The 23993-nt window shown below is 70.8% G+C and carries 20 protein-coding genes; 12 read left to right on the top strand and 8 right to left on the bottom strand.

Annotated elements, in window-relative coordinates; genetic code table 11:
- Positions 1–215: 215 nt before the first annotated feature.
- From ABZ267_RS05790 to ABZ267_RS05780, 3 genes are read left to right on the top strand one after another with little or no spacing between them, the layout of a single operon-like run.
- Entirely contained in the window at positions 216–998 is a 783-nt protein-coding gene (locus ABZ267_RS05790) for a glycosyltransferase family 2 protein (RefSeq protein WP_356749917.1), read from the top strand.
- Positions 995–1714, top strand: coding sequence for a DUF2064 domain-containing protein (locus ABZ267_RS05785; protein ID WP_356749916.1), 720 nt, complete (start codon positions 995–997; stop codon positions 1712–1714). Before ABZ267_RS05790 ends, ABZ267_RS05785 begins: the two co-directional genes overlap by 4 nt.
- A complete protein-coding gene (locus ABZ267_RS05780; protein ID WP_356749915.1) occupies positions 1711–2682 on the top strand; it encodes a class I SAM-dependent methyltransferase in 972 nt (323 codons plus the stop codon). The genes ABZ267_RS05785 and ABZ267_RS05780 overlap by 4 nt, the downstream gene beginning before the upstream one ends.
- A 391-nt stretch (positions 2683–3073) precedes the next feature.
- Here the strand turns inward: ABZ267_RS05780 and ABZ267_RS05775 are convergent, their stop codons facing one another.
- The gene (locus ABZ267_RS05775; protein WP_356749913.1) at positions 3074–4330 is read right to left on the bottom strand and encodes a molybdopterin-dependent oxidoreductase; all 1257 of its coding nucleotides are present in this window, start codon (positions 4328–4330) and stop codon (positions 3074–3076) included.
- A gap of 351 nt (positions 4331–4681) precedes the next feature.
- Here ABZ267_RS05775 and ABZ267_RS05770 point away from each other — a divergent pair, with 351 nt between their 5' ends.
- Positions 4682–6004: a hypothetical protein gene (locus ABZ267_RS05770; protein WP_356750068.1), complete on the top strand. Its 1323-nt coding sequence runs from the start codon at positions 4682–4684 to the stop codon at positions 6002–6004.
- A 124-nt stretch (positions 6005–6128) separates the two neighbouring features.
- Positions 6129–6380 (top strand): hypothetical protein, encoded by a 252-nt coding sequence (locus tag ABZ267_RS05765; RefSeq protein ID WP_356749911.1) that lies wholly within the window; start codon positions 6129–6131, stop codon positions 6378–6380.
- 152 nt (positions 6381–6532) lie between these two features.
- Here ABZ267_RS05765 and ABZ267_RS05760 read toward each other — a convergent pair whose 3' ends face one another.
- The gene (locus tag ABZ267_RS05760) at positions 6533–8233 is read right to left on the bottom strand and encodes a SpoIIE family protein phosphatase (RefSeq protein ID WP_356750066.1); all 1701 of its coding nucleotides are present in this window, start codon (positions 8231–8233) and stop codon (positions 6533–6535) included.
- Between the two features lie 121 nt (positions 8234–8354).
- Positions 8355–9092, bottom strand: a complete 738-nt coding sequence (locus ABZ267_RS05755; protein ID WP_356749909.1) for an alpha/beta fold hydrolase — start codon at positions 9090–9092, stop codon at positions 8355–8357.
- 168 nt (positions 9093–9260) lie between these two features.
- On the opposite strand from ABZ267_RS05755, the gene ABZ267_RS05750 reads away from it, so the two are divergent.
- The 4 genes from ABZ267_RS05750 to ABZ267_RS05735 all read left to right on the top strand — a co-directional run bounded on the left by ABZ267_RS05750 (position 9261) and on the right by ABZ267_RS05735 (position 12674).
- Complete coding sequence (locus ABZ267_RS05750; protein WP_356749907.1) at positions 9261–9761, top strand: peroxiredoxin; 501 nt, start codon at positions 9261–9263, stop codon at positions 9759–9761.
- Between the two features lie 105 nt (positions 9762–9866).
- Complete coding sequence (locus ABZ267_RS05745; protein ID WP_356750064.1) at positions 9867–10376, top strand: hypothetical protein; 510 nt, start codon at positions 9867–9869, stop codon at positions 10374–10376.
- Between the two features lie 148 nt (positions 10377–10524).
- Entirely contained in the window at positions 10525–11988 is a 1464-nt protein-coding gene (locus ABZ267_RS05740; RefSeq protein WP_356749905.1) for an SPFH domain-containing protein, read from the top strand.
- A 140-nt stretch (positions 11989–12128) separates the two neighbouring features.
- Positions 12129–12674, top strand: coding sequence for a DinB family protein (locus ABZ267_RS05735; RefSeq protein ID WP_356749903.1), 546 nt, complete (start codon positions 12129–12131; stop codon positions 12672–12674).
- A gap of 16 nt (positions 12675–12690) precedes the next feature.
- Here the strand turns inward: ABZ267_RS05735 and ABZ267_RS05730 are convergent, their stop codons facing one another.
- Complete coding sequence (locus ABZ267_RS05730) at positions 12691–13794, bottom strand: hypothetical protein (protein WP_356749901.1); 1104 nt, start codon at positions 13792–13794, stop codon at positions 12691–12693.
- A 266-nt stretch (positions 13795–14060) separates the two neighbouring features.
- Between ABZ267_RS05730 and ABZ267_RS05725 the strand changes: the two genes are divergently transcribed.
- Positions 14061–14495, top strand: a complete 435-nt coding sequence (locus ABZ267_RS05725) for a pentapeptide repeat-containing protein (protein WP_356749899.1) — start codon at positions 14061–14063, stop codon at positions 14493–14495.
- Positions 14496–14547: 52 nt separating this feature from the next.
- Here ABZ267_RS05725 and ABZ267_RS05720 read toward each other — a convergent pair whose 3' ends face one another.
- From ABZ267_RS05720 to ABZ267_RS05705, 4 genes are all read right to left on the bottom strand, one after another.
- Positions 14548–19806, bottom strand: coding sequence for a hypothetical protein (locus ABZ267_RS05720; protein ID WP_356749897.1), 5259 nt, complete (start codon positions 19804–19806; stop codon positions 14548–14550).
- Complete coding sequence (locus tag ABZ267_RS05715; protein WP_356749895.1) at positions 19799–20467, bottom strand: hypothetical protein; 669 nt, start codon at positions 20465–20467, stop codon at positions 19799–19801. The genes ABZ267_RS05720 and ABZ267_RS05715 overlap by 8 nt, the downstream gene beginning before the upstream one ends.
- Before the next feature lie 106 nt (positions 20468–20573).
- Positions 20574–21197, bottom strand: coding sequence for a sigma factor (locus ABZ267_RS05710; protein WP_356749894.1), 624 nt, complete (start codon positions 21195–21197; stop codon positions 20574–20576).
- A gap of 8 nt (positions 21198–21205) precedes the next feature.
- Positions 21206–21871, bottom strand: coding sequence for a hypothetical protein (locus tag ABZ267_RS05705; RefSeq protein WP_356749892.1), 666 nt, complete (start codon positions 21869–21871; stop codon positions 21206–21208).
- A gap of 326 nt (positions 21872–22197) precedes the next feature.
- Here ABZ267_RS05705 and ABZ267_RS05700 point away from each other — a divergent pair, with 326 nt between their 5' ends.
- Positions 22198–22668 (top strand): TrkA C-terminal domain-containing protein, encoded by a 471-nt coding sequence (locus ABZ267_RS05700; protein WP_026241825.1) that lies wholly within the window; start codon positions 22198–22200, stop codon positions 22666–22668.
- A gap of 2 nt (positions 22669–22670) precedes the next feature.
- Complete coding sequence (locus ABZ267_RS05695) at positions 22671–23939, top strand: cation:proton antiporter (protein ID WP_356749889.1); 1269 nt, start codon at positions 22671–22673, stop codon at positions 23937–23939.
- Positions 23940–23993 lie beyond the last annotated feature (54 nt).

Genomic DNA, 23993 nt, shown 5'->3' with positions numbered 1-23993 from the left:
CCTCTCCACACACCCGTACGCGTTCCTTCGCCGGAAAGATCGCAAGGCGTGGCGACGCCCGTACGGACGTGGCGTGAACGGCCGATGACGCTGTCATGCCACGGTGGGACCGGCCGCGCGTGGCACCTGGCGCGGGCACGCCGCCACCGCCATCCGGCCGACGCTGATGACCCGGAAGAACCTATACGCCGAAATGCCGGAGTTGTCTCCGTAGGGTGAGGCGGGTGACCGATTCCTCTGCCGCTCTTCCCGATGCCACCGTCCCGCCCACCGCGCCCCGGAGAGCCGTCCCGAGGGCCGACATCGTCCTGCCCTGCCTGGACGAGGCCGCCGCCCTGCCCTGGGTGCTCGGCCGGATTCCCGTCGGCTGGCGCGCGATCGTCGTCGACAACGGCTCGACCGACGGCTCCGCCGAGCTGGCCCGCTCCCTCGGCGCGTACGTCGTCACGGAGGAGCGGCGCGGGTTCGGCGCGGCCTGCCACGCCGGACTGCTCGCCGCCGAGGCCGAGTTCGTCTGCTTCTGCGACTGCGACGGCTCGCTGGATCCCGCGCTGCTGGCCGGGTTCGTCCGGCGGATCGCGGACGGCGAGTGCGATCTCCTGCTCGGCCGCCGCCGTCCCGAGGGCCGGGGCGCGTGGCCGCCGCACGCGCGCGCCGGCAACCTGGCGCTCGCCCGGATGCTCCGCCGCCGTACGGGCCTGCGCCTGCACGACCTCGGCCCACTGCGGGCGGCCCGCCGCGCCGACCTGCTGGCCCTGGACCTCACCGACCGGCGCAGCGGCTATCCGCTCCAGATGGTCGTCCGGGCCTCGGACGCCGGACTGCGGGTCGCCGAGAGCGACGTCCCGTACCGGCCGCGCACGGGAAAGTCGAAGGTGACCGGCACCTGGCGCGGCACCTGGCACGCGGTACGCGACATGCGCGGCGTCCTGCGCGAGCCACCGGCGGACCGCGCGCCGGCGCACGCCGCGACGACCGGGACGGAGGCCGCCCGATGAGCTCGTACAGGCCCGGCCCCATCCACCTCACCAGCCCGACCGGTCCCACCGAGGTGCTGGTCATCGCGAAGGAGCCGGTGGCCGGACGGGTCAAGACCCGGCTCTGTCCGCCCTTCTCTCCCGCCGAGGCCGCCGAACTCGCCGCCGCCGCGCTCGCCGACACCCTGGAGACCGCCCTCGCCCTCCCGGCCCGGCGGCGCGTCCTCGTCCTCGACGGGCGGCCGGGCGCCTGGGTGCCGCCGGGCGTCGAGGTGGTGGCGCAGAGCGACGGCGGGCTGGACGAGCGGCTCGCGGACGCCTTCGGGAGGTGTACCGGGCCGGCCCTCCTGGTCGGCATGGACACCCCGCAGATCACTCCGGCCCTCCTCGCGCCCGCGCTCGCGCCGGACGCCTGGGAGCGGTGCGACGCCTGGTTCGGCCCCGCCGAGGACGGCGGCTTCTGGGCGCTGGGCCTCGCGCGACCCGATCCGGACCTGCTGCGCGGAGTGCCGATGTCCGTTCCGGAGACCGGTGCGGTGCAGCGGCGCCGGCTGGTCGAGGCCGGTCTGGCGGTACGGGACCTGCCGGTCCTGCTCGACGTGGACACCGCGCCCGACGCCCACCGGGTCGCGGCCGAGGCGCCGGAGGGCCGGTTCGCGGCCGTGCTCGGCCGGTTGACCGGAGCGGGAGCCGGGACCGGGACCGCCGGGACCGAGGCGCGGATGGGGGCCCGATGAGCACGATGCTGCCGCCGTCGTCATCGTCCCGGACGCGCACAGGCACGGGAACGGCCTCGGGCACGGGAACGGCCACAGGCACGGCCACCCGGGATCCCCGAGGGACCACCGGCGCTCAGGAGGCCCGTACCGACGTCGGCGCCACCGTCGCCGGGGCGCGCGCGGAAGCCGAACCCCGCGCCGGAGCCGACCCCCACGGCGCCGAATCCCGTACCGCCGCCTGGTCCACCGACCCGTACGCCAACGCCCTGCGCAACGGCCGCGGCCCGCTCTTCCTGCGCCGCAGCGACGGCTGGCTGCTGCCGCTGGAGGTCGAGCGCTGGTGCTCCGAGGCCGGCGCCGCCGATCTCTCCGCGCTGAACCGGTGCGAGGGCCCGGTGCTGGACATCGGCTGCGGTCCCGGGCGGCTGGTCGCCGAGCTGACCGCGCTGGGCCACCGGGCGCTCGGCATCGACGTCAGCGAGGCGGCCGTCGCCCGCACCCGGCGCATCGGCGGCTCGGCCCTGCTCCGCAGCGTCTTCGATCCGCTGCCGGAAGAGGGCCGTTGGGGCACTCTGCTGCTGGTCGACGGCAACATCGGCATCGGCGGCGACCCGGCGGCCCTGCTCGACCGGGCGGCCGACCTCCTCTCCACCGGCGGACTCCTGATCGCGGAGACCTCACCGCTCGACATCGACGAACGCGTCCAGGTCCGCCTGGACGACGGCCTGCGCGCACCGGCGGAGAAGGCCGCGTCCGGACCGGCGGACCGGCCGTTCCCGTGGGCGCGGATCGGCACGCCGGCGCTGCTGCGGTACGCCGGCGCGTGCGGCTGGCGCCTGGCCGATCAGTGGAGCGCGGAGGGCCGCGCCTTCGTCGCGCTGCGCCGCCCGCGCCTTCCTCTGCGGGAGCGGAGCGCGCGGACCAGCAGCCAGAGCGCGGAGAGCGCGAACAGTACGCCGGTGATGAGCAGCCAGTTGGAGAGGTAGACGTCCGGCGTGGTGCCGGAGGCGGCCTCGTACCGTCGTGCGGTCCGCCGGGTGATCAGCGGGAACCAGATCAGCAGGAGCAGCACGGAGAGGAACACCGGTACGCGGACGAAGTTGACCAGGCCCCGCCGCGGACCGAGCGCCGCGCGCAGGGCCCGGTCGGCGCCCGCGTACACCGGGAGCAGCACCAGGTCGTGCAGCAGCGCCGAGCCGGCGAACCAGAGCAGGATGGCGAGCGTGTCGCCGTCCAGGAGGCGTACGCCCGCGTATCCGGCCAGGCAGAAGGTGGCCACCAGCAGAAGGAGGTGCAGCGGTCCCTCGCCGTACCACCGGCGTACGGAGAACCGTGCGCGCCGGGACGGTTCCTCTCTCGTGGACACCCTTGTGGACATCACAGCTCTCCGAACGTCAGCGATCCGACCCACTTGGTGTTCAGCACTCCGGGCGCCGCCGGCACGATGATCCGGGCCGGATGGCCGTGGTCGGCCGTCAGAGGCGCGCCGTTGACCTCCAGCGCGAGCAGCGACCGCCCGTCGCGGACCTGGTTGTCGCGCAAGGCGGCCTTACGGAAGGGCCCCCGGCGCTGGATCGACTCCACGAACACGCCCGGCGGCCGGTCCGGATATCCGGCGATCGCCGCCAGGTCCCGCAGCCGCACCCCGCGCCAGAGCTGGTCCGAGGTCGACCAGCCCTCCACACACGCGATCGGGAGCGCGGCCGTGTGCAGCTCCATGGCCAGCAACTCCTCGCGGGAGAACCGGAATTCACCGGCGGGCCCGCGCACTCTCAGCCGCCAGGCCTCGCCGCGGTCCGCCGCGGTGATCCGGACGGCGGCGGCCGTCTTGTTGATCTGGAAGCCGCCGGGCCCGGGTTCCGTACCGCCGCGCGGCGTGAGCAGCGCGGTCCGGCGCAAGGTTCCGTCGAAGCTCCGCCCGGCCGAGGTGAGCAGCAGGAGCAGCGACCCGGACCCGACCAGCGCAAGGGCCCCGCGCCGGGACAAGGTCGGCGGCAGCGGATCCGGTGAGGCCGGCTCGTCGGCCTCACCGCGCGGCATCCCATGCCTCAACACCCGTACCGCATGCGGCAGTTTGAGAACGGTGTGAGCGACGAACCCGGCGAGGAAAACCCACGCCCCGTAGAAGTGCAGCCGGTAGAACGACCCCGGGAACAGATAGTCCAGCTGGATGTTGAGCAGCCCGGTGAGGAACTGGAACAGCGCCCCGCCCACCAGGAGCAGCAGCGAGAGCCGCTCCAGAGCGTGCGCCACGGACCGTACCGGCGGCAGCGCGAAGAAGGTCGGGATCACCGACCAGAGCTTCGCGAGCAGGACCGGGACGAGCACGATCCCGAGCGTGACGTGGAGTCCCTGCGTCAGCCGGTAGAGCCAGTGCGGCCCGGTCGGCCAGGCGAACAGGTAGAAGCCGAGCCACCCTTTGTCCGGCGTCGAGTCGTTGGCCGCGTTCAGGTCCGGGTTGTAGGCGGCGTACGAGAGCAGACCGGTGCCGGCCACCACGGTGAGCCCGACGAGCAGGACGAGCCCCAGCACCGCCGTGAACCGCACCCCGCGGACCGGGCTGCGCCAGAAGCCGGGGTCGACGGGCGTGCGCGGGCGCGTGCTGCGCGAGCGGCGGAGGCAGGTCAGGGGCATGGTCCCGACGCTAGGCGCCGGAGCGCGTGCAGAAGCGGCCATGGCTCCGGCCCGGCGCCCGCGCCGCCCGTACGGCCCATCGGCCGGGCCCGGGCCCTGTCGTACCGCCGGAACGCGAGCCGGCGTGCATAGCGTGCCAGCGTGAAGACCGAGAACACCGAGAACACCGAGAACACCGAGGAATCCGAGCACACCGAGAACGCCGAGAGCACCGCGGCCACCGAACCCACGCACCAGGCCGCACAGTCGGAGGCGGAACGTAGGGGCGCCACGGAGCCGGCCGGAAGCCTCCCGCCACCGGACGACGTCCGCGCCCACCGCCACGACCTCACCGCCGCCGCTCTCGCGGCCCTGCTCGTCGCCGCCGCGATCCTCATCGGCCGGTACGTCCAGAACCGGACCGGCACGCTCCAGGTCCAGTGGCCGCCGCTCCTGGCCTCCTGGGACCCGCACCTCGGCCCCGGCACACCCGCCGCGCTGACCCTGGCCGTGCTGGTGATCGCGTACGGCCCGCCGCTCGCCGCCCGGCTGCCCTGGCGCGGCCTCCTCGCTGCGGCCTGGGCCGGGTCGAGCGCCTGGGTCTTCTCGATGGCGCTGATCGACGGCTGGTACCGGGGCGTGGAGCGGCGCCTGACCACCAAGCACGAGTACCTGCGGGTCATCGACCGCTTCGAGGACATCCCCGCCACCCTGCGCGACTTCACCGACCACATCGTGATCGGCGAGCCCGGCAACTGGCCCGCCCATGTCGCCGGACATCCGCCGGGCGCCACGCTGACCTTCGTCTGGCTGGACCGGATCGGCCTCGGCGGCGGCGCGTGGGCCGCCGTCTGGTGTGTCGTCGTGGGCAGTTCGGCGGTGCTGGCCGCGCTGATCACCGTACGCGTCCTGGCCGACGAGCGCCTGGCCCGGCGTGCGGCGCCGTTCCTCGTCCTCGCGCCGGCGGCGGTTTGGGCCGGCGTCTCGGCCGACGGGTACTTCGCCGCCGTCGCCGCCTGGTCGGTGGCGCTGCTCGCGCTGGCGGCGACGCGCCGGGTCCGCTTCCCGGTGGCGGCGGCGGTGGGCGGAGGCCTGCTGTTCGGGTGGACCTGCTACCTGAGTTACGGGCTGGGGCTGATGGCGGCGGTCCTGCTCGCGGTCCTGCTGCTCGCGCGGACGGCCCGCCCGGTGGTCCCGTTCCTGCTCGGCGCGCTGGTGGTCCCGGTGGCCTTCACGCTCGCCGGCTTCAACTGGTGGACCGCGTACCACCTGCTGGTCGAGCGGTACTACCAGGGCGCGGGAGGCGTACGCCCGTACGCGTACTGGGTCTGGGCCAACCTCGCCTGCGCCGTCCTCGCGGCGGGCCTGGCGGCGGTGGCCGGATTGCGCCGGAGTGCGCCGTACGTCTTCGGAGCCGTACGGGAGCTCCGTACGGGCAGCGGCGCACCGCGTACAGATGGCACCGTGGCTTCCGCTCAGCGGCTGGCGGTGCTCGTGGTCGGCGCGCTGGTGGCGCTGCTCGCGGCCGACCTCTCCGGCATGAGCAAGGCGGAGACCGAGCGCATCTGGCAGCCGTTCCTGCTCTGGCTGCTGCCCGCCACAGCCCTGCTGCCGGCCCGGACCGCGCGGTACTGGCTGGCCGCGTCGGTGATCCCGGCGCTGTTGATCAACCACCTGCTCTGGACAGGGTGGTGACCGGCCGGTCGCAGAGGCGGACCGTTTGCGGAGGCGGGTGCGTTTGCGGGGGCGCGGCGGAGCCGGTTACGTGGAACGGGTGAGTCCGGAACACCCCGCACCGCACCACGTGGAGGTACCTCCGATGGCGAAGAAGAACCGTTCCCTGCCCGCCAAGGGCCTGCGCGCCGGAAAGGCGGGGCTCGCGCTGAGCCTGGGCAGCAGCGCGCTCGCCGTCCTCAGGGCCTCGAAGCAGGTACGCCGGGCCAGGGGCTCGCACGACAAGCTGAACACCGCCGACGCGGTGGCCGGGATGCTGCCGCTGATCACCTCGGCCGCCTTGGTCCTGCGGCAGCTGCGCGGCCGGAAGCGGGAGAACGAGCCGGAGACCGCGTGAGCGCCGGGTATCACCCGTAGCCGGAGAACGGCCGGAGATCTCGTGAGCGCCGGGCGTCACCCGTAGCCGGAGAACGGCCGGAGATCTGGTGAGCGCCGGGCGTCACCCGTACGGGGTAACGACCGGCCATCTCATGCGCTCGACCGGCCACTTCACGCGCTGCCGCCAGGCCTCCGCAGCACCGGCGGTCCCTCCCTGATCCGGGAGGCCAGCACCGCGATGTCGTCCTCCGCGTCGCCGCCGAACCGGTCCAGCACCTGGTCCAGCAGCACTTCGAGGCTGCCGCCGGGCGGCAGGGTCAGTGAGGCCAGCCGCGCCACGGACACGTCGATGTCCTCGCCACGCCGCTCCACCAGTCCGTCGGTGTACATGAACAGCACCGTCCCCGGACCGCACGGCACGGTGGTGGTCCGGTAGCCGCCGAAGCCGGTGCCGAGCGGAGGCCCGGACTCCACCGGAATGATGTGGGCCCGGGACGCGCCCGGGTCGATGAAGACCGGCGGCAGATGGCCCGCGCTGGCCACCTCGCAGACTCCGCCGAACCGGTCCACCACGGCGAGCAGGCACGTCGCCGCCCGGTCCAGGCCCGACCGCTCCACCATCTCGTCCAGCCGCTCCAGGATCCGGTGCGGCGGCAGGTCCTCGGCCGCCAGCAGCCGCAGCAGCGAGCGGTAGTGGCTCATCGCCACGGCCGCCTCCACACCGTGGCCCATCACGTCGCCCATGGCCTTGAGGTGGCGGCCGTCCTGGAGCGGTACGACGTCGAACCAGTCGCCGCCCACCAGGACGCCGCGCTCCGCCGGAAGGTAGCGGGTGGCGATCTCCACGTGCGGGTGCGGGCCACGTGGTTCGGAGAGCAGGGAGCCCTGGAGTTCGAGGGCGATGCTGTGCTCGCGGTCGTAGCGGCGGGCGTGGTCGAGGTCGACTGCGGCCCGTCCTGCGAGCTCCCGCGCGACGATCACGTCCTGGTCGCTGAAGGCCGACGAGCCCTCGGCACGGACCAGGCTGAGCGTGCCGATCTGGCCGCTGCGGGCGATGAGCGGGACGACGAGCGCCTCGCGCAGGCCGAGCGCCTGGGAGGCGGTGATCCGCTCCGAGGTGAAGGCGGAGCGGCCGCGCAGGTGGTCCTCCCAGTCGTCGAGGACCGGCTCGTTCTCGGCCAGACAGCGGGTCACGGCGGAGTCGGCCGCGAAGTCGACGTACTCCCCCGGATGTCCGAACCGCTGCACCTGCTCGTCCAGCGGCCCGCGACCCCGCAGCGCGGCCCGCCGCAGCCGCAGGACACCGGGCTCGGCACGGCGTACGGGATGTCCCACCTCGGGCGGGAAGACGTCGACGGCCGCCACGTCGGCGAAGGCGGGCACGACGAACTCGGCCAGCTCCCGGCAGGTGGTGTCCATGTCGAGCGTGGTGCCGATCCGGACGGCGGCCGTGGAGAGCAGGGTCACATGGCCGCGCGCCTCTTCCAGCTCGGCCCGCTGCCGGGTGACGTCGCTGATCTCGACGACGATCACCATCAGCCCACAGACGGACCCGCCCGTCTCCAGCCGGTGGTAGGTGGCGCGCCAGAACCGGGGATCGTCGGCGTCCGCGACCCAGGTGCGTCCCCTGATCGTCTGTTCGCGCGGTTCGCCGTCGCGCAGGACGCCGCGGAGGACGGCGGCCTGGCCGCGGAGTTCGGGCAGCACCTCGGTGAAGGTGTGGCCGATGTGGGATCCGGCGGGGAGGCCGTTGAGCCGTTCCAGGGCGGGGTTGACGTAGGTGTAGCGGAGGTTGGCGTCGAGTACGGCCACTCCGGCGGGGTTTCCGTCGAGCAGCGCGGCCACGGTCGAGGGGTCGAAGGACGATGGCATACCGTCGCCGCACGCTTCGGCCTGCAAGGGGGTCTCCTCCGCCGTAGATCGGCCTCCGGACCTCCATGGTGTGCGGCGCCTGTCGGCACCGCATCCGCAGCGGCTCCGCAGGAGTACGGGCTCAGGAACTCGGCAGGAGTCCGGCCGGTCCTCGCTCGGCGCGCAGCCGGTCGAGGTCGAGCGTGCCCTCGGTCGGCTCGGCGGTCGGCGGCAGACCGAGAGCGGCGATGACGGGTGCCGGCAGACTGCCGGTACCCAGCAATCCGGTGACCAGCGTGGTGGTGAGCCGGTGCCAGGCCGGCGCGCGCCGGATCATCGCGTGGTCGCCACCGCGCACGGTGACCATGCAGGTACGGGCGCCGGCGCGGCGGGCCCGCGCGGTGAGCGACTGGGTGGCCTGCGGACTGGTGATCCGGTCCCGGCTGCTGTGGACGAGGACGATGTCGCGCCCGGCGAGCTGGGTCACCGGGTCGCCCGGCGGGCACCAGGGCGCGAGGCCGACGACTCCGCGTACGAGAGGGTGCCCGGCGGCGAGCAGAGCGGCGCGGGCGCCCATGGAGTGGCCGAGGAGGACCACCGGCACGTCTCCGGCCTCCTCGCCGAGGGCGTCGAGCGCGGATACGGCGTCGCGGAGGGCGTCGGCACGGTGGCCGTTCCAGCCACGGTGCTCGTACCGCACCTGCCGTACGAGGACCTCCGGACCGTCCTGGTGCGCGCGGGTGGCCCGGCGCAGGGCCCGGACGAAGGGGCGCATGCGGACGCCGGGCAGGTTGAGCGGGCCCCAGGGCGGCGGCTCGGTCCCGTTCTCGTGGCCTCCGTGCAGGACGAGAACCGCTGCCGTCGGCGGTCGTCGGTCCACGCGTACCTCCAGATCCGGGTGCGGGGCCGGTGAGCCCGCCTCTGTACGTATTCGGTGCGGACCCCGTTCCGGATGGGGCCGAATGTGTCAACGGCCGGAAAGTGCCGTTCACTGTACGGGCACGCCCTCATCCTTGTACGTACCACGAACGCATAAGAAGGAGTCGTCATGGCGGCAGGACCTCCCCTGCGCACCCCGGCACCGGACTTCACGCTCCCGGGCGGTGTCCTGTCCGGCGTGTCCGTGCCCGCGGACACCTTCGAGCGCCGCGACTACACGCTCTCCGCCGCTCGCGGCCGGGCCTTGGTGCTGGCCTTCTACCCCGGCGACAACACGAGCGTCTGCACGAAGCAGCTCTGCTCGTACTCCTCGGGCATGGAGACCTTCGAAGGGCTCGACGCGGAGGTCTGGGGCATCAGTCCACAGGGTGTGGACAGCCATGAGTCGTTCGCCCGCACCTACGGGCTCCGCATGCCGCTCCTGGCCGACGAGGGCCGGGAGATCGCCAAGGCGTACGGGGTCGCCGCACCCGGCATCGGCGTACGGCGGGCGGTCTTCCTCATCGGCCCGGACGGCGTCCTGCGCTGGAAGCACGTGGCGTTGCTGGGCGCCACCTTCCAGTCACTTTCCACTCTTGCCGATCAGCTGTCCGGCATTAAAACCGCGTAAAGACTGCCGGGTTCCGGCAGTGCCAGGAACCGGCCGTCCATGGGATCATCCAGCCAGATCGACGGAAATACCTCGGGGGAAGCCGAAAAACAGGGGAGTGATCACGTGACCTTCTTTCTCGGTCTCGGCATTGCGGGAATCGTCCTGCTGGCCCTTTCCCTGATCTTCGGCGGTGTCCTCGAAGGGATGCTCGACGGCGTGCTCGACGGGCTCTTCGACGGACTGCTCTCGCTTCCGGTGATCGCCGGCTTCATTTCGATGCTCGGTTTCGGCGGAGCGATCGTGCTCGGCACGACGGGTGCCGGGCCGTTCGTGGCCACGGTCGCGGGCGTCGGAGCCGGTGTGGTCGCGGGCTGGCTGACCTGGAAGTTCAGCAAGGCCCTCATGACGGACCAGACCTCGTCCACACCGCGCGGCGGCGACCTCGTCGGCACGTCCGGAATGGTCGTGACGGCCATCCCGGCCGACGGCTACGGCGAGGTGATGCTGCGACTGGCGGGCCAGCCGGTCAAGTACGCGGCCAAATCGCCGGCGCCGGTGGTGCGGGGCACCGAGATCTGGGTGGAGGCGGAGCTGTCGACGACGTCGGTGGCCGTCCGCCCGGTGGAGCGCTGACCACGCACCCCGGCCACCACCTCTTCCACGCACGTACTCACCTACGCACTACCTCCCTCACCCACTCACTGACCATCCACACCCCACCAGCACCTCGCACCACAACAATCTGCCGTCCCCCATCCGGGAGGCAGGGGGGACACCTCTCATGAGTCCAGTAGCTCTCGCCGTCATCGGCATCGTCGTACTTCTCGTCCTGCTCGGCCTGGTCGTCATCACGCGGTACAAGGTCGCCGGGCCCAGCGAGGCCTTCATCATCACCGGCCGGCGCGGCAAGAAGTCGACCGATCCGGTCACCGGCCTCGTCAGCGTCGACAACAGCGGCCAGAAGGTCGTCGTCGGTGGCGGCGTCTTCGTCGTGCCGTTCGTCCAGCAGAAGTTCACGCTGGACCTCTCCAGCCGGCACATCCCGATCGCCGTACGCGGCGCGGTCACGCTGCGCGGTGTGAAGTCGAACCTCGAAGGCGTCGCGATCGTCAAGGTCGGAGGCGGCGAGGACGCGATCCGCGCGGCCGCTCAGCGCTTCCTGCAGCAGCAGGACGGCATCGTCGGCTTCACGCAGGAAGTGCTCTCCGGCGCGCTCCGCGCGATCGTCGGCCGCATGTCGGTCGAGGACATCATCCGCGACCGGGCCGCGTTCGCCGGCCAGGTGGCGGAGGAGGCCGAGACCAGCCTCTCCGGCCAGGGCCTGATCCTGGACGCCTTCCAGATCCAGGACATCACCACCGAGGGCTCCTACCTGGAGGACCTCGGCCGTCCGGAGGCCGCCCGCGCCAAGCAGGAGGCGGACATCGCCGAGGCGATCGCCAAGCGCGCCTCGGAGCAGGCCCGGCTGAAGGCGGCCGAGGAGATCGCCATCGCCGAGCGGACGTACTACCTGAAGCAGGCCGAGATCAAGGCCGAGACCGAAGCTGCGGCCGCCAAGGCCAACGCCGCCGGTCCGCTCGCCGAGGCGGCCCGCCAGCAGGAAGTGCTCCAGGAGCAGGAGAAGGTCGCCGAGCGCCAGGCGGCGCTGACCGACCGCGAGCTGGACACCAAGGTACGTAAGCCCGCCGACGCCGCCCGCTACCAGGCCGAGCAGGAGGCGGAGGCCCGCCGCATCGCGCAGGTCAAGGAGGCCGAGGCGGACGCGGAGCGCTCGCGCCTGACCGGTCAGGGTGAGAAGCTCCACCGTTCGGCGCTGGCCGACGCGGTGCGCATCGAGGGTGAGGCCGAGGCCGCGTCGATCGCCGCGAAGGGTGCGGCGGAGGCGGAGGCCATGCAGAAGAAGGCCGACGCGTTCGCGCGGTACGGCGACGCGGCCGTCCTCCAGATGCTGGTCGAGGTCCTCCCGGACGTGGTCGCGAAGGCCTCCGAGCCGCTGAGCGCGATCGACAAGATGACGGTGATCTCGACGGACGGCGCCAGCCAGCTGGCCCGTACGGTCACCGACAACGTCGCGCAGGGCATGGAGCTGCTGAGCTCGACGACGGGCGTGGACGTGGCGGCGCTCCTGGAGAACCTGAAGAACCGCACGACGCTGCCGCAGCAGAGCGACACGCCCAAGGACGGCAACAAGTCCGGGAACGGGTCCGCGAACAGGTCCGAGGACAAGATCGAGATCACGGACTGACGCACACGCGCATCAGCTGCCCGGCCATGTGCCCGGCGACGTACGGACGTCCGACCGGTGTCCGTCCTGTCGCCGGGCACAGCCGCGTCCGCCGCCAAAACCGCTTCCCACCGCCTCCGGGACTGTGCGAGGTTCGCAGGATGAACGCGTCCCCGCCCCCGCCCTCACGCACCGCGCTCGACCTCCTCCGCTGGCAGTTCGACCTGACGTGGTCACTGTTCGAGTACCACCTGGAGCGCATCGAGCCGGACGACTTCCTGTGGGAGCCCGCCGCGAACTGCTGGACGGTACGCCGGTCCGGCGACGGCACCTGGACCCCGGACTGGGCGGACACCGAACCCGACCCCGTACCCGTGCCGACGATCGCCTGGCTGAGCTGGCACATGGGCTGGTGGTGGAGCGTGGCGCTGGACCACGCCGTGGGGAGGACGCCCCGGAACCGTACGGACATCACGTGGCCAGGCCCGGGAGCCCCGACCGTCGAGTGGCTGCGCGGCCTGCGGCAGGACTGGCTGACCGCCCTGGACGGGCTCACGACCGCCGACCTGGACGCTCCGGCAGGGTTTCCGGGGCCGGAGGACCCGCAGCACACCATCGCCCGCATGATCACGTGGGTGAACGCGGAACTGATGAAGAACGTTGCGGAAATCGGCCAACTCCGCCTGCAGCGGGCCGCACTCGACTGAGCATCGGCGGCACGCGTTACGGGCGGTCGGCGCCACCGACGCCGGAAGCGGGGTCGGACGCCGCCGCGCACGCGGAGCCGCGCGCGGTGGCGGCGGCGAGCCGACCCCGCCACCCGTCCGGATCCCGCCCGGCCTCCACGGCGGCCGCAGCGTCCTCGGCGAGATCGATGCCCAGATCGGCGGCCCTCCGCTCGGCCCACCGGGCCCAGGCGGCGGCCTGCTGACAGTCGGAGCACTCGGTCGCCCCGCCGAAGGACCGGAAGACGTGCTCGGTCCCGGGCCCCTGACAGGTGATGAGCGGAGCGACGACGGGAGGCGGCTCAGGCGCGGGGGCCGGGGCGGGTTCAGGTCCGGGGGCGGGCTCAGGCTCATGTGAGGGCTCGGGCGCGGGCGCTTCGGGCATCTTCTGTACGAGCCGATGCCGCAGGAACCCGACAGCGGACCGCACCCGACCGGCCGGCAGCCCACTGCTCAGCACCTGCCGAAGCTCAGCACCGGACACTCCGCGCCGCAACCACTCCACAGCCAGCGCCACCAGCGACCGCGCCTCGGCGACACCGAGCCGCAGATCACGCCGACACTCACGTAGAGACAACAACACCCGCTCCACCTGCGCCTCTTCAGCCGAAAGCACCTCCAACGCGCCTTCACCGCCGCTCGCTTGGGTGGGTGGGCGGAAAGAGTTCTCCCCCAGTTCTTCGTCTACCGGTAGTTGATGACCGACGGTCCGAGGACCCGGCTCACCGACGGTCGGAGACTGCGCACTCGGAGCCGCGTCAACTCCCACACCGGCGTCCCGCCATAGAGCACGAGCGTCGTCATCACTCAACGGCACATTGGAGAAGAGCTGATGGGTGGCCCACAACCCTCGCGCCCCAGGGACCTTCCGCTCATGCACGAACCCGTTCACGACCAACTGCTCCTTGGCCGTCTGATACCGCCGCCCCTTGATCCCGACCTCGCGAGCATGCTCGGAGAGAGCACGGTCGACCTGCCCTTCGGGCAACCCTTGGACGTAAGAGATCAAGACCTTCGCGTCACTGTTCAGACGCGGATGACGCATGACGTCGTGCGAGACCTTCGTGTAGCGCCGAACCGGCGCGATAGCATGCCAAAGCATCCCGGTGGAGTCCGTTCCACTAGTTGGGTGAAGGCCCTCGGCTAGGTGCTGTAACACCACCGGGGGCCGCCCCATGCGTACGCACAGAGCGTGATGACACGATCACCGTACAGCAGGCAAGAGCGTGTCGGCGCCCAAACCAACGCGAGACGGCCTCAAGTCCCCCTACAGGGGCACAAGATCACCCCAAACAGGGCTGTCTGTTGAACAGTCAATTTGACGAAATCTCGACGCCGCCCACCACCCCGGCTGAGACGCTGCCCCACATGACCACGCCACTGACCGCCGGCCAACGCCTCTCCGAGCTCCACCGCTACGCGGCCGTCAGCGGCGAGGACTTCACCGCCCAGAACCTCGCATCCACCCGCACCAACCAACTCCGCTTCGCCCGCTGCTCGTTCGCCGGCGCAGACCTCCGCTACGCCACGCTGGAAGGCTGCTGGTTCAAGTTCTGCGACTTCACCGGCGCAGACCTCCGCGGAGCCTCCCTACGCGGCGCGGTCCTGGCCGGCTGCAACCTACGAGACGCCGACCTCCGCGACACGGACCTGACGGGCGCCAGACTCAGCAGCGTCAACACAGGCATCCCGCGCCTGGGCCCCACAGACATCACAGGCGCCCGCTTCGAGGGAACGTCCCTGTGCAACGTCCAAGCGGAGGACGTCCTCGGCTGGCCGCCGGTACTCACCCGGAACGAGTAGCCCTATGCCGGCCGCTCTCCCCTCCCTCTGCGGTCCGGTCCTCGGAGCCTCCTCACAACGACAACGAGGTGGCCCGCACTTCTTCGACCGCGCGCTTCAGGATCGCGCCCACGGGCCGACCGACCATGATCAGGTCCTCCCCCTCCTCGTCGAGACGGTCGAGGTCATCATCGGTCAGTCCTCGGCGCAGCTCAGCGTCCTGCCTGGCTCTGTGCAGCAGCTGGATCTGCCAGCGTGTCGAGGCCGCCCGCAGGAGCTCACCACATCGGCCGTGGTGAGGTGAGGCCCCTGGTGAAAGTTCGGAGTGGGCCAGCAGCCGGGCGCACTCCGCCCAGATCGCCATCTTCTCGCCGGGCAGAGTCCAGCTCTCGTCATCCGGGAGCCGCCTCAGACAGCTCCTGACCCACGCCACGATCTCGGGCCGACTGCACTTCGCGGCGACCTCTTCGTAGATCAGGTCCGATGCGTCGGTCCAGGTGCCCGGCCCCGGGCGGGTGATCCGGATCAGCCAGCCCAGCTGGTGCCAGTGCTCCTCCGGATTGGGCACGTAACGTAGCCGCGATCTTTCCGCGATGACCTTCTGTGCGGCTTCGAGATGGGGCAGCGCTGCGTCGGGGAAGGTTTCTTCCAGTGTGAGCAGGAGATTCACGGCGACGTCGGTGCCGACCCGTGCCACCGCGTCCTGGGGAAGCGCATGGGCGATCCGCTCCGCGCTCCCATCCGGCCTCCAGAGGTCGAGGGCCTGGACGAGGCGAGGGGCGGATTCGATGTCGTGGGGCAGACCTCGCTCCAGCCTGCGTGCGAAGGCGTCGATGTTGAGAGCCAGCGCCCACAACCGCGCCATCTCCTCACCCTGTGGCCCTGATGCGGCAAAGCCGCAGATGATGCTGCCCGCGACGGCCGGAGAGCGGTGTCTGTACGCCCGATGCTGCCAGGCGCGGAAGAGCTTCTCCAGGACGTTCGGGGGAAGGGCGAGGTCTGCTTCCGCCATCATGCGCAGCAGGTTCCCGAGGTGCACCGGAGCGTCCATATCGCGCAGAATTTTGGCCTTCTTTTCCCAGTTGCCCCTGGCGGACAGGGCCGTGCCGATACTGCGCCCCGCGTCCTCGTCGATGGTTCGCGCCGCGTTGATGAGTTCGATGGCCTGGACCGGATTGATGAACTGCCTCTGGACGTGACGCAGCATGCCGGGGAGCTGCCGGGCCGTCACATCACGCTGCTGCTTCTTGCGCTGCTCGATCAGGGCGATCCTGGCAGGGGCCGGGATCGGCTTTCCCGCCGGGGCCGCCGCCGCCGGCTGAGCCGCGGGAAGGGCCGGAAGAGCCGCACCGACGCTCGCTCCTGGGCGGTACAGCACATCGAGCTCGCGCAGGATGAGGACGCTCATGGCCGGAGCGAGCCGGTTCAGCAGATGGAGTGCCTCGCTGAGCTGCGACGGGTGAAAGAGCTTCTTCAACCGCTTGGCCCACACCTTCGTATCGTCGCTGACGCTCTTGAGCAGCCCCTCCTCCTCAAGGGTCACGCAAGCGTCGCGCAGGAAGAGGCTGTAGGCGCGGAGCGCCTTGAGGGCGGAGAGCACGCTCCCGTCGCTGAGCGCCTTCAGGGAGTACGTGAGCCATTCGTCCTCCAGGAATGTCTCGAGGAACTCCATGTCCTGCGTTCGGCGCAGCGCCCGCGCGAGGTCCATGTACGCCGCGCTCGATTCCACGGACCGAGTCCTCGTCATCCGCTTCAACAGCAGGTCGTCGTCCAGCCGAGAATCGATCTTGGACAGGAACTCAGTCCCTACGGAGTCGAGTTGGCCGATCAGTAGCGCCAGCCGCGGTGCGTATTCCTTATCGCTGTCCTTCGCCTCCATCTCCACGACGTCGGCACAGCGCTCGAGGAGCGCGTTCAGCGTCGCGGTCGAGACATTGGCTTCCACGAGTGCATTCACGACGGCGAGGACGACGCTCCCCCGTCGCTCGGTGTCCAAGGCGTCATCGACGAATTGCTCGAACCGTGCACAGAGCAGAGAAGCCGCGTTGTCGGAACCACCCGGCCCCCATTGAATGTCGAACGAGGTGACAGCGGCCACGACCTGCCCCACCCCTTTGAGGTCTCCCATGTCCAGGACACAGACGACGATCGCGTCGATCACGGAAGTCTCCGCCGTGCTCCCGTCGGGAGAGTAGAGCGCCTCCATCAGGGCTCCGGGGTCGATCTTTCCCAGAGTGCGGATGAGCTGGGCCAACTGCCACGGCGTCACATCGGAGTTGCCGCTGTCCAGTACGACCTTCCGGAACCAGGAGGTGAACTTCGAATCGGGCAGGAACTTGCGTCCCCATCCGAGATCGATCCGCTCGATCAGCAGTAGCCCCTGCGCCACGCTGTACGGCGTGGAGGCGGGCAGAGCTGCGCCCAACTTCTTGAGCGCCCCGGATTCCGAGTCACCGGTGAGCGCGAGTTCCAGAGCGACGCGGGCGAGGATGAGCCCTGCGTCGTTCCGGTGTTCGGCCTCGACCAACCGCCGCACGCCGGGCGATCGGGCGAACTTTTCCCGGATCGTGGACCGGAGATCGTTGCCGTACTTATCTGCCGCGTCGAGCAGACCCATCGCGGCCCCGTAGTGCTCCACGAGACCGGGGTTGCAGCTGCTGGTGGCCTGGACGGCGAGCGGCACCACCTCGTCTGCTGTCCTGCGGTCGAACCGACGGCCGAGTTCGTGGACGAGCAGCATCCCCTGCGCGGGGTCGCCGCGCGACAGGACCGGCCTCATGTCCCGGCCGATACGTTCGATCACCTCGCCGTGGAGCGGAACGATCTGTCCGACGGCGTGGTCCTCGTTCGACCGGATGGCCCGCAGGCATGTCGTCGCCTGACGTGCGGTCATCCCGCCCCAGCCCGTCACGTAAATGCTGCGTATGAGCGTCTCGAAGAGCTGTTGCCGCTGCTCCGAACGGAAGGTGTCTCCGCCGGCCAGCAGAGCGTGGGCGACCAGGACGGGTGGAGCGTCCACGTGGATGTGGCCGGTCAGCATCGGAGAGACCAGTTCCAGCAGGCGTCGGTGGAGGCCGGCCTCGACGGTCTTGGCGGAGACCAGAAGCGTGGTGACGAAGCCCACCGCCTTTCGGTCGTAGCTGCGCAGATACGGCCGCAGCAGTGTCGCCAGCGCCATGTACTGCGCATCGGCGGTACGCATCCACTCCCTTCCCGTGGAGTCCGCGATGGCCTCGTTGGAGGCGAGCAGGGCCCGGCAGGTCGCGCTGCGCTCGATGTACCACCGTCCGGACCGGTCGCGCTGCGCTCCCGCCCGGTGGAGGGCCGAGGGCGACAGGCCGGTGAGCAAGGAGTCCGGCACACCGACCCGTAGCAGGCTGCTGGCGGCGACGGCCTTTATCCGGTCGAGCTGTGCCTGGCTGACCTGACCGCGCGCCCGGCGGACGTAGGCGGCTCGGATGGCGGCGGACGGATCGAGTTCCGCGGCCGGCCGCCGCCCGGTCGGGTAAGGGAAGGGTGCATCCTCCGCCTCCTCCCGCGGGCGGGTGTCCGTCGCCGTCGACGCAAGAGCGAGGGCGTCCTGCGCACCGGCGCCGTCCGGCAACGGAGCCCTGTCCATGAGGAGGTGCACGAGCCACCAGAAGTCGTCGTTCGCGGCATGTCGCGCCACGGCGAGCCGTCCGGCGTCCAGTCTGATGCCGTTGAGCCGTATGAACTCCTCGGAGAAGGCGCTCATCTCACCGGTCCGGGGGATGCTCGGTACAGTTGCGACACTGTTGGTCGCCCACCGCGTCCCTCCGGTGTACAGGCAGATGGCGATGATCCTGGTTCCGGTCGCCTCGGCAGCCTGGGGCAGCACGGCGTCGAGATCGGTCGCGTCGTCGTAGGGAAGCAGATCCTCCAGCACCACCACGGTCGGACTGCCCATGGGTGTCTGGGTGGCGTGCCGGGCCAGCTCGATGGTGTGCGTGAGGTCGGCCCGGTCCGGCAGGGCGCCGTCCTTCAGACGTAACTCCACCACGGCCGCGCCATTCGCACCGGACCACTCCAGTGCCGCCTGTTGCACCGAGGTCGTCCGGGCCGAGGCACGTGGACCGCCGACGACGACCGCCGAAGCGCCGGCGTTCATCCGCTGCAGGATTTCGTCCACCATCTTCAGCCTGACCAGGGAGAACGACTGGCCGGTGGCGGTGACGTCGGTGCTGACCTTTCCTACCAGGCGTGCCTCATGGGAAAGGTCGAGCAGGCCACTGCGTGCTGTCCGCTCCACCGCGAACGCCCAGGACTTCGGCCATACGTTCTCGCATACGTCGGACAGTGCCCGCTGCGGAACCAGGGGGAGCAGACCGAGGCCGTGGTCGCCGGCCGCCCGGCTCTTCACGGTGAAGTCGGCCGGTGACGGGAGCGACATCACCACGCCGTCACCGTTGACCTCACCCGAGACGAGTGTGACCGGGTCGGGCAGGTCGAGCAGGTGCCGGACCACCGCCACCGCGGTACCGACGCTGGCCGACGTGTCGTCGAGCCGGTAACTCGTCGGTATGCCGCGGAAGGTGAAGCCGCCCGTCTCCCACATGCGCAGGTCCCGCGCCGGGACGCCGAGCCGTGCGGCCAGCTTCAGTCCTGCCTGCCGCCCGGCGGAGAGGCCCGACTTGAACTTCGGCGTCAGAGCCTGACTCTCGGTGCCGGACGGCTCCTCCGGCTGATCGACGGCGTGCAGCGTCAACTCGACCAGGAAGCTGTTGCTGCTCGCCATGTGGATGACGGGGAACAGCATCTCGATACGGGTGGGGCGGCTTCCGGTCGCGCTCCCCGGCTCACCTCCCTCCTCCGGCTGCCTGACCGTCCGGACCGGGCCGCCGGTGGCCGCGGTGGTTCGCGTCGGCGCGGTGGCGCCCGTCCAGTCACTCGTCAGCGAGGCGAGGAGCTTCCCCGCAGGTTCTGCGGAGAGGCACGTGCGGACCTGGGCCCATACGCGGTCCTCGGAGGACAGACGTTCCTCAAGCAAGCGCAGCCCGGCAGACGACCCCGGAGTCCTGTCTCCGGACGCCACCGTCGCGGATCGCGGCCCGAGCCACGGGGGAACTCCGAAGAAGCCTGCGGTCCCCTTCTGCCGCAGCGCCTGGCGGGCGCTCCAGACTCTCCTGACATCAGTGGCCAGCATTCGGGCGTACGGGGCCGCCCGCCTCAGGACCTCCTCGTCCGTCGCGCCCTTCGGCGCCTCGGGAGCGTTCCGGACGCGCTGGTCCAGCGACAGCAACGCGCACTGCAACTTCAGCGCGAGTTCCCGTTGCCGCCGGTCGGCGGAGACCACCATCGCATCGTCAGCCATCGTTCTCCTCACTGAGACCGAAAAGGCGCCGGAGCAGGACGGACGGCGGCTGGCCGTCCGGGTTGGCGACCACCACCGGGTCGTCGCTCACCGGCAGGGGCTCCATGGACTCCAGGACGACGACGGTGTCAGGTCCGCCGCGCTGCCAGATCCAGAAGTCCTGGTCGTTCCGTGCCACCTCGACCTTCGCCCCGCCTCCGCCGTCGGACCGGCTGCCGGGCTCCGGCGACAGTTCGTACGTCACGATGAACTCATCGCTCTGTTCCTCGGCCGCGGTGGACGCGGCCACAACGTCACGCTCGTGAATGGGCAGGACGCGGGCGATCCGCCGCAGCCGCGTGCCGGACCGGTGGTTGCCCACGGCGGAGCCCTCCCCCTGCGCCTGCGTGTCCGCCAGCCGTTCCGCCGCCAGCCGGCCGCGTTCGGTCAGCCGCGGAGGGTCGCCGACATCCACCAAGCGCAGCGCTTCCAGAACGAGTCGCGATCCGGGCCCCAGCGCCTGCAGGGCGTGCTCCTGGCCGGACGGCGCGAGATACACCAGACTTGCCATGAAATCGGCAAGTCGTGCCGGTACGGCCTGGGCCAGTCCATCGATATCTGGCCTGATCAGCGGCTCATCCGTGTGGCCGACATTGTTAGGCATGCTGTCTGACCGCTCCATCGGGCACCTCTCTACCCCCACCATCGTTCGGGTTGGCTTACCTGGATCGGTTTCCACTACTCGTACGTACGAGGGCCGCCCCTTGGCCACCGCCGGAGGGCGAATCTCAATGTTGTTCACCCAGATACCGCCTGAACCGGAGAAGGGCGTTGGCCACGGTGGTCTTGCTGATGCCGACCTCTTGTGCGACGGCCCGGCTCGTGGGCTCCATACCGTTGCGGTGCGCGAGGTCGAGCCATGCGGCGATCACGTCGAGGACCATCTGGTCCCCCTCGGCATGGGCGAGCGCAAGCGCCCGCCGCACGGAGTCGGCCGACGCGAGCTCGTCGAGCAGCTTGGTGACCGGATTGACCTCGGCGTCGAACGCCGGAGCACGGCTGTCCAGAGGAATGGGGTCGGGCCCGCTACGAAGGGCGTCCCGCACGACGTTCATGGCGATGGTCATGAGATAGCCGGCCGGGGACCCGTCCGGATCCACGCGGCCGGTGCTCGCCGCGGTGATGAAGCGCTCCAGCGCTTCCTGGGAGACGTCCTGCGGATCTCGCCCCGCCTCCCGGACCCGCGCACTCAGCATGCGTGGCAGCGAAGCGGTGACGTGGGAGAGTGCCGCTGCCAGGTCCCGCTCTTCCGCCGGGCTCGGGGCTCCGCGGTCGTCCTGCTGCCTGAGAATTCTGACGATCGTGGCGCAGTGGGAGGAGAAGGCGTTCTGCTGGGGAGTGGTGTCGGTCACCGGCGCTCCTAGCGTCGAAGGTGTGCGGGCGGACGGTTCCATCGGCGGGTGGACATCTCCTCGGCTATCGACTCGGAGAGCTGGTGGGAGGCCCGCCGCTTTTCGCGTGGATCCGCGAAAGGGTCGACCGCGAGGTCCATCTGCTCCCGCAGGGTGTCCAGGCACTTCTGAAGGTCCTTGCGCGGGCCGGTCTTCTGGACGGACCTGAGCTCCTGGCTGATGACGCCTTCGATCTCCTCGGCCGTCTGCAGAAGCCGCTCCGAGTCACCCGGCGTCTCGTTCCTCAGCGACCGCAGGAACCGGTCGATGCCCGTCCGCGCCCGCGCGTCATAGCGTCGGCACACCTGCCGGTACATCCAGGAGAGCGCCGACGCGACCTGCATCTGGTCGTGGTCGGTTCCTCCGCTGCGAATCCTCGTGTGTCCCCGGGTGTCCGCACGCAGCAGCGCGGCTGCCGTCACCCCGGCCGCGGCCCCGACCATCATCTGTGCGGCGACGCTGGTCGTGTCGGGCGCCACCTGTAGCACGACCAGCGCGAGCACGGCGGGAACCGCCATCAGGAACAGACGGCGCCATGCGTAGCCGAACCACCCGAGCCACCGGCGCCAGTAGGCGATGTCGCGTGCGTCGAATGCCAGCTCACTCAGCAGAATTGCCGTCGCGATGGCGATCACGGTCGCTGTCAAGTTGCCTCTCCCACGGTCGTCCGAACAACACCTCGAAGATGACTACGGTGAGGAACGCCGATTTGGCCACGCAGCTTGGCACAGGGAGTCGGTGAGAGACCCTGACAAGGACAAATTCAGTGCTTAGTTACGCACAAGCAGACACATGGCCTCATGATCCGTGGCGATGGGACATGCGTCGGCACCTGTCTGCAGACCCCCGGCAGTACCGCACCGGTACGCCCGTCGGCCTCTGAAGCCGCCAGATAAGGTCATGGCCGAATAAAGAGATCACCAGGTGCGCCGGGACACGACGCACGTCTCGGGAGGCAGTCATGGGAACCCGTCGCACGTCCTTGCCCGGAGTAGGTGCTCAGTACGACTTCACCACCGAGTCCGGGCAGCACATCTCCGTCGTCGTCCACCACGACGGGCGGCGGTTCATCGGGTTCTACGAACAGGACGACCCTGATTCGTGCCGGTTGTCCGTGCCCCTGACGACGGCCGAGGCGACCGCGCTGGCCCACCTCATCGACCCCGCACCCATCGACGCCGTACGGACCGAAGGCATCGACCTGGTCACCGAGCACATTCCGCTCGGGTCCCGATCTCCTTACGGGGGACGGCTGTTGGGCGAGACGCGGGCGCGGACGCGGACCGGGGCGTCCATCGTGGCGGTGCTGCGTACGCACAGCGCTCACCCGTCGCCGGAGCCGGACTTTCGACTCGCCATCGGGGACACGCTCGTCGCCGTCGGTACGCGTGAGGGCGTCGACGCGCTCTCCGAGATCATTGCGGAGGGCTGACCGTGCATGACACGACTGCACTGCTGGTGGAGCTGGGCGCCGTCATCCTCGGGCTCGGGCTCATCGGGCGGGCCGCCGGGCGGATAGGGCTCTCGCCGATTCCGCTGTACCTGCTCGCGGGGCTCGCTTTCGGCCACGGCGGGCTCATCCCGCTCGACGCGAGCGAAGAGTTCACCATGGTCGGCGCCGAGATCGGCGTGATCCTGCTGCTGCTTCTGCTGGGACTTGAGTACAGCGCGTCCGAGTTGGTCACCAGCCTCAAGACGCAGTACCCGTCCGGCGCCGTCGACTTCGTGCTCAACGCGACGCCCGGTGCCGTCGCCGCGCTCATCCTCGGCTGGGGTCCGGTCGGTGCCGTCGCGCTCGCCGGGGTCACCTGGATCTCGTCGTCCGGCGTGATCGCGAAGGTGATGACCGACCTCGGCCGGCTCGGCAACCGCGAAACCCCGGTCGTCCTCGGCGTCCTCGTCATGGAGGACCTGGCGATGGCGGTCTACCTGCCGCTGCTCACCGCCATGCTCGCCGGTGTCAGCCTGGCGGGCGGCAGCCTCGCGCTGCTCATCGCGCTCGGCACGGTCGGCTTCGTGCTGTACCTGGCGCTGCGCCACGGCCGCCTCATCAGCCGCGCGGTCTCCTCCGACAACCCGGAGATGCTGCTCCTGGTCGTCCTCGGCCTCACCGTGCTCGTCGCCGGTGTCGCCCAGCAGCTCCAAGTCTCGGCGGCCGTCGGCGCGTTCCTCGTCGGCATCGCGCTCTCCGGTGAGGTCGCGGAAGGAGCGCGCAAGCTGCTCACGCCGCTGCGCGATCTGTTCGCCGCCGTGTTCTTCGTCTTCTTCGGGCTCTCCACCAACCCGGCCGACATCCCGCCGGTGCTGCTGCCCGCCGCCGTCCTGGCCGTCGTCACAATCCTCACCAAGATCGCCACCGGCTGGTACGCGGCCCGCCGCGCCGGCATCGGTTCGCGCGGGCGGTGGCGGGCCGGCGGCACGCTCGTGGCGCGCGGTGAGTTCTCCATCGTCATCGCCGGTCTGGCCGTGGCGACCGAGCCGCGCATCGGGCCGCTGGCCACCGCGTACGTCCTCATCCTCGTCATCGTCGGGCCGCTCACCGCCCGGTGGACGCAGCCTCTCGCCGAGAAGCTCCAGGCCGCACGCGGTGTGAAGCCCGGTGGTCCGGCGGTGGAAGCGCCGCCGAAGGCCGCTCCCGAGCGCCGGCTCGGCGACCACGACGAGCTCACTCCGGAGCCCGCCGGCGAGGCGCGCGGCGACTGACCGACCCGTACGAACCGCTCCGGCCGGTTCGGGCCGCCGTCACCACGGCTGCCT

The organism is Streptomyces sp. NPDC006174 (genome assembly GCF_040614075.1).
Taxonomy (GTDB): Bacteria; Actinomycetota; Actinomycetes; order Streptomycetales; family Streptomycetaceae; genus Streptomyces.
This window is presented reverse-complemented; position numbering and strand designations above follow the sequence as displayed.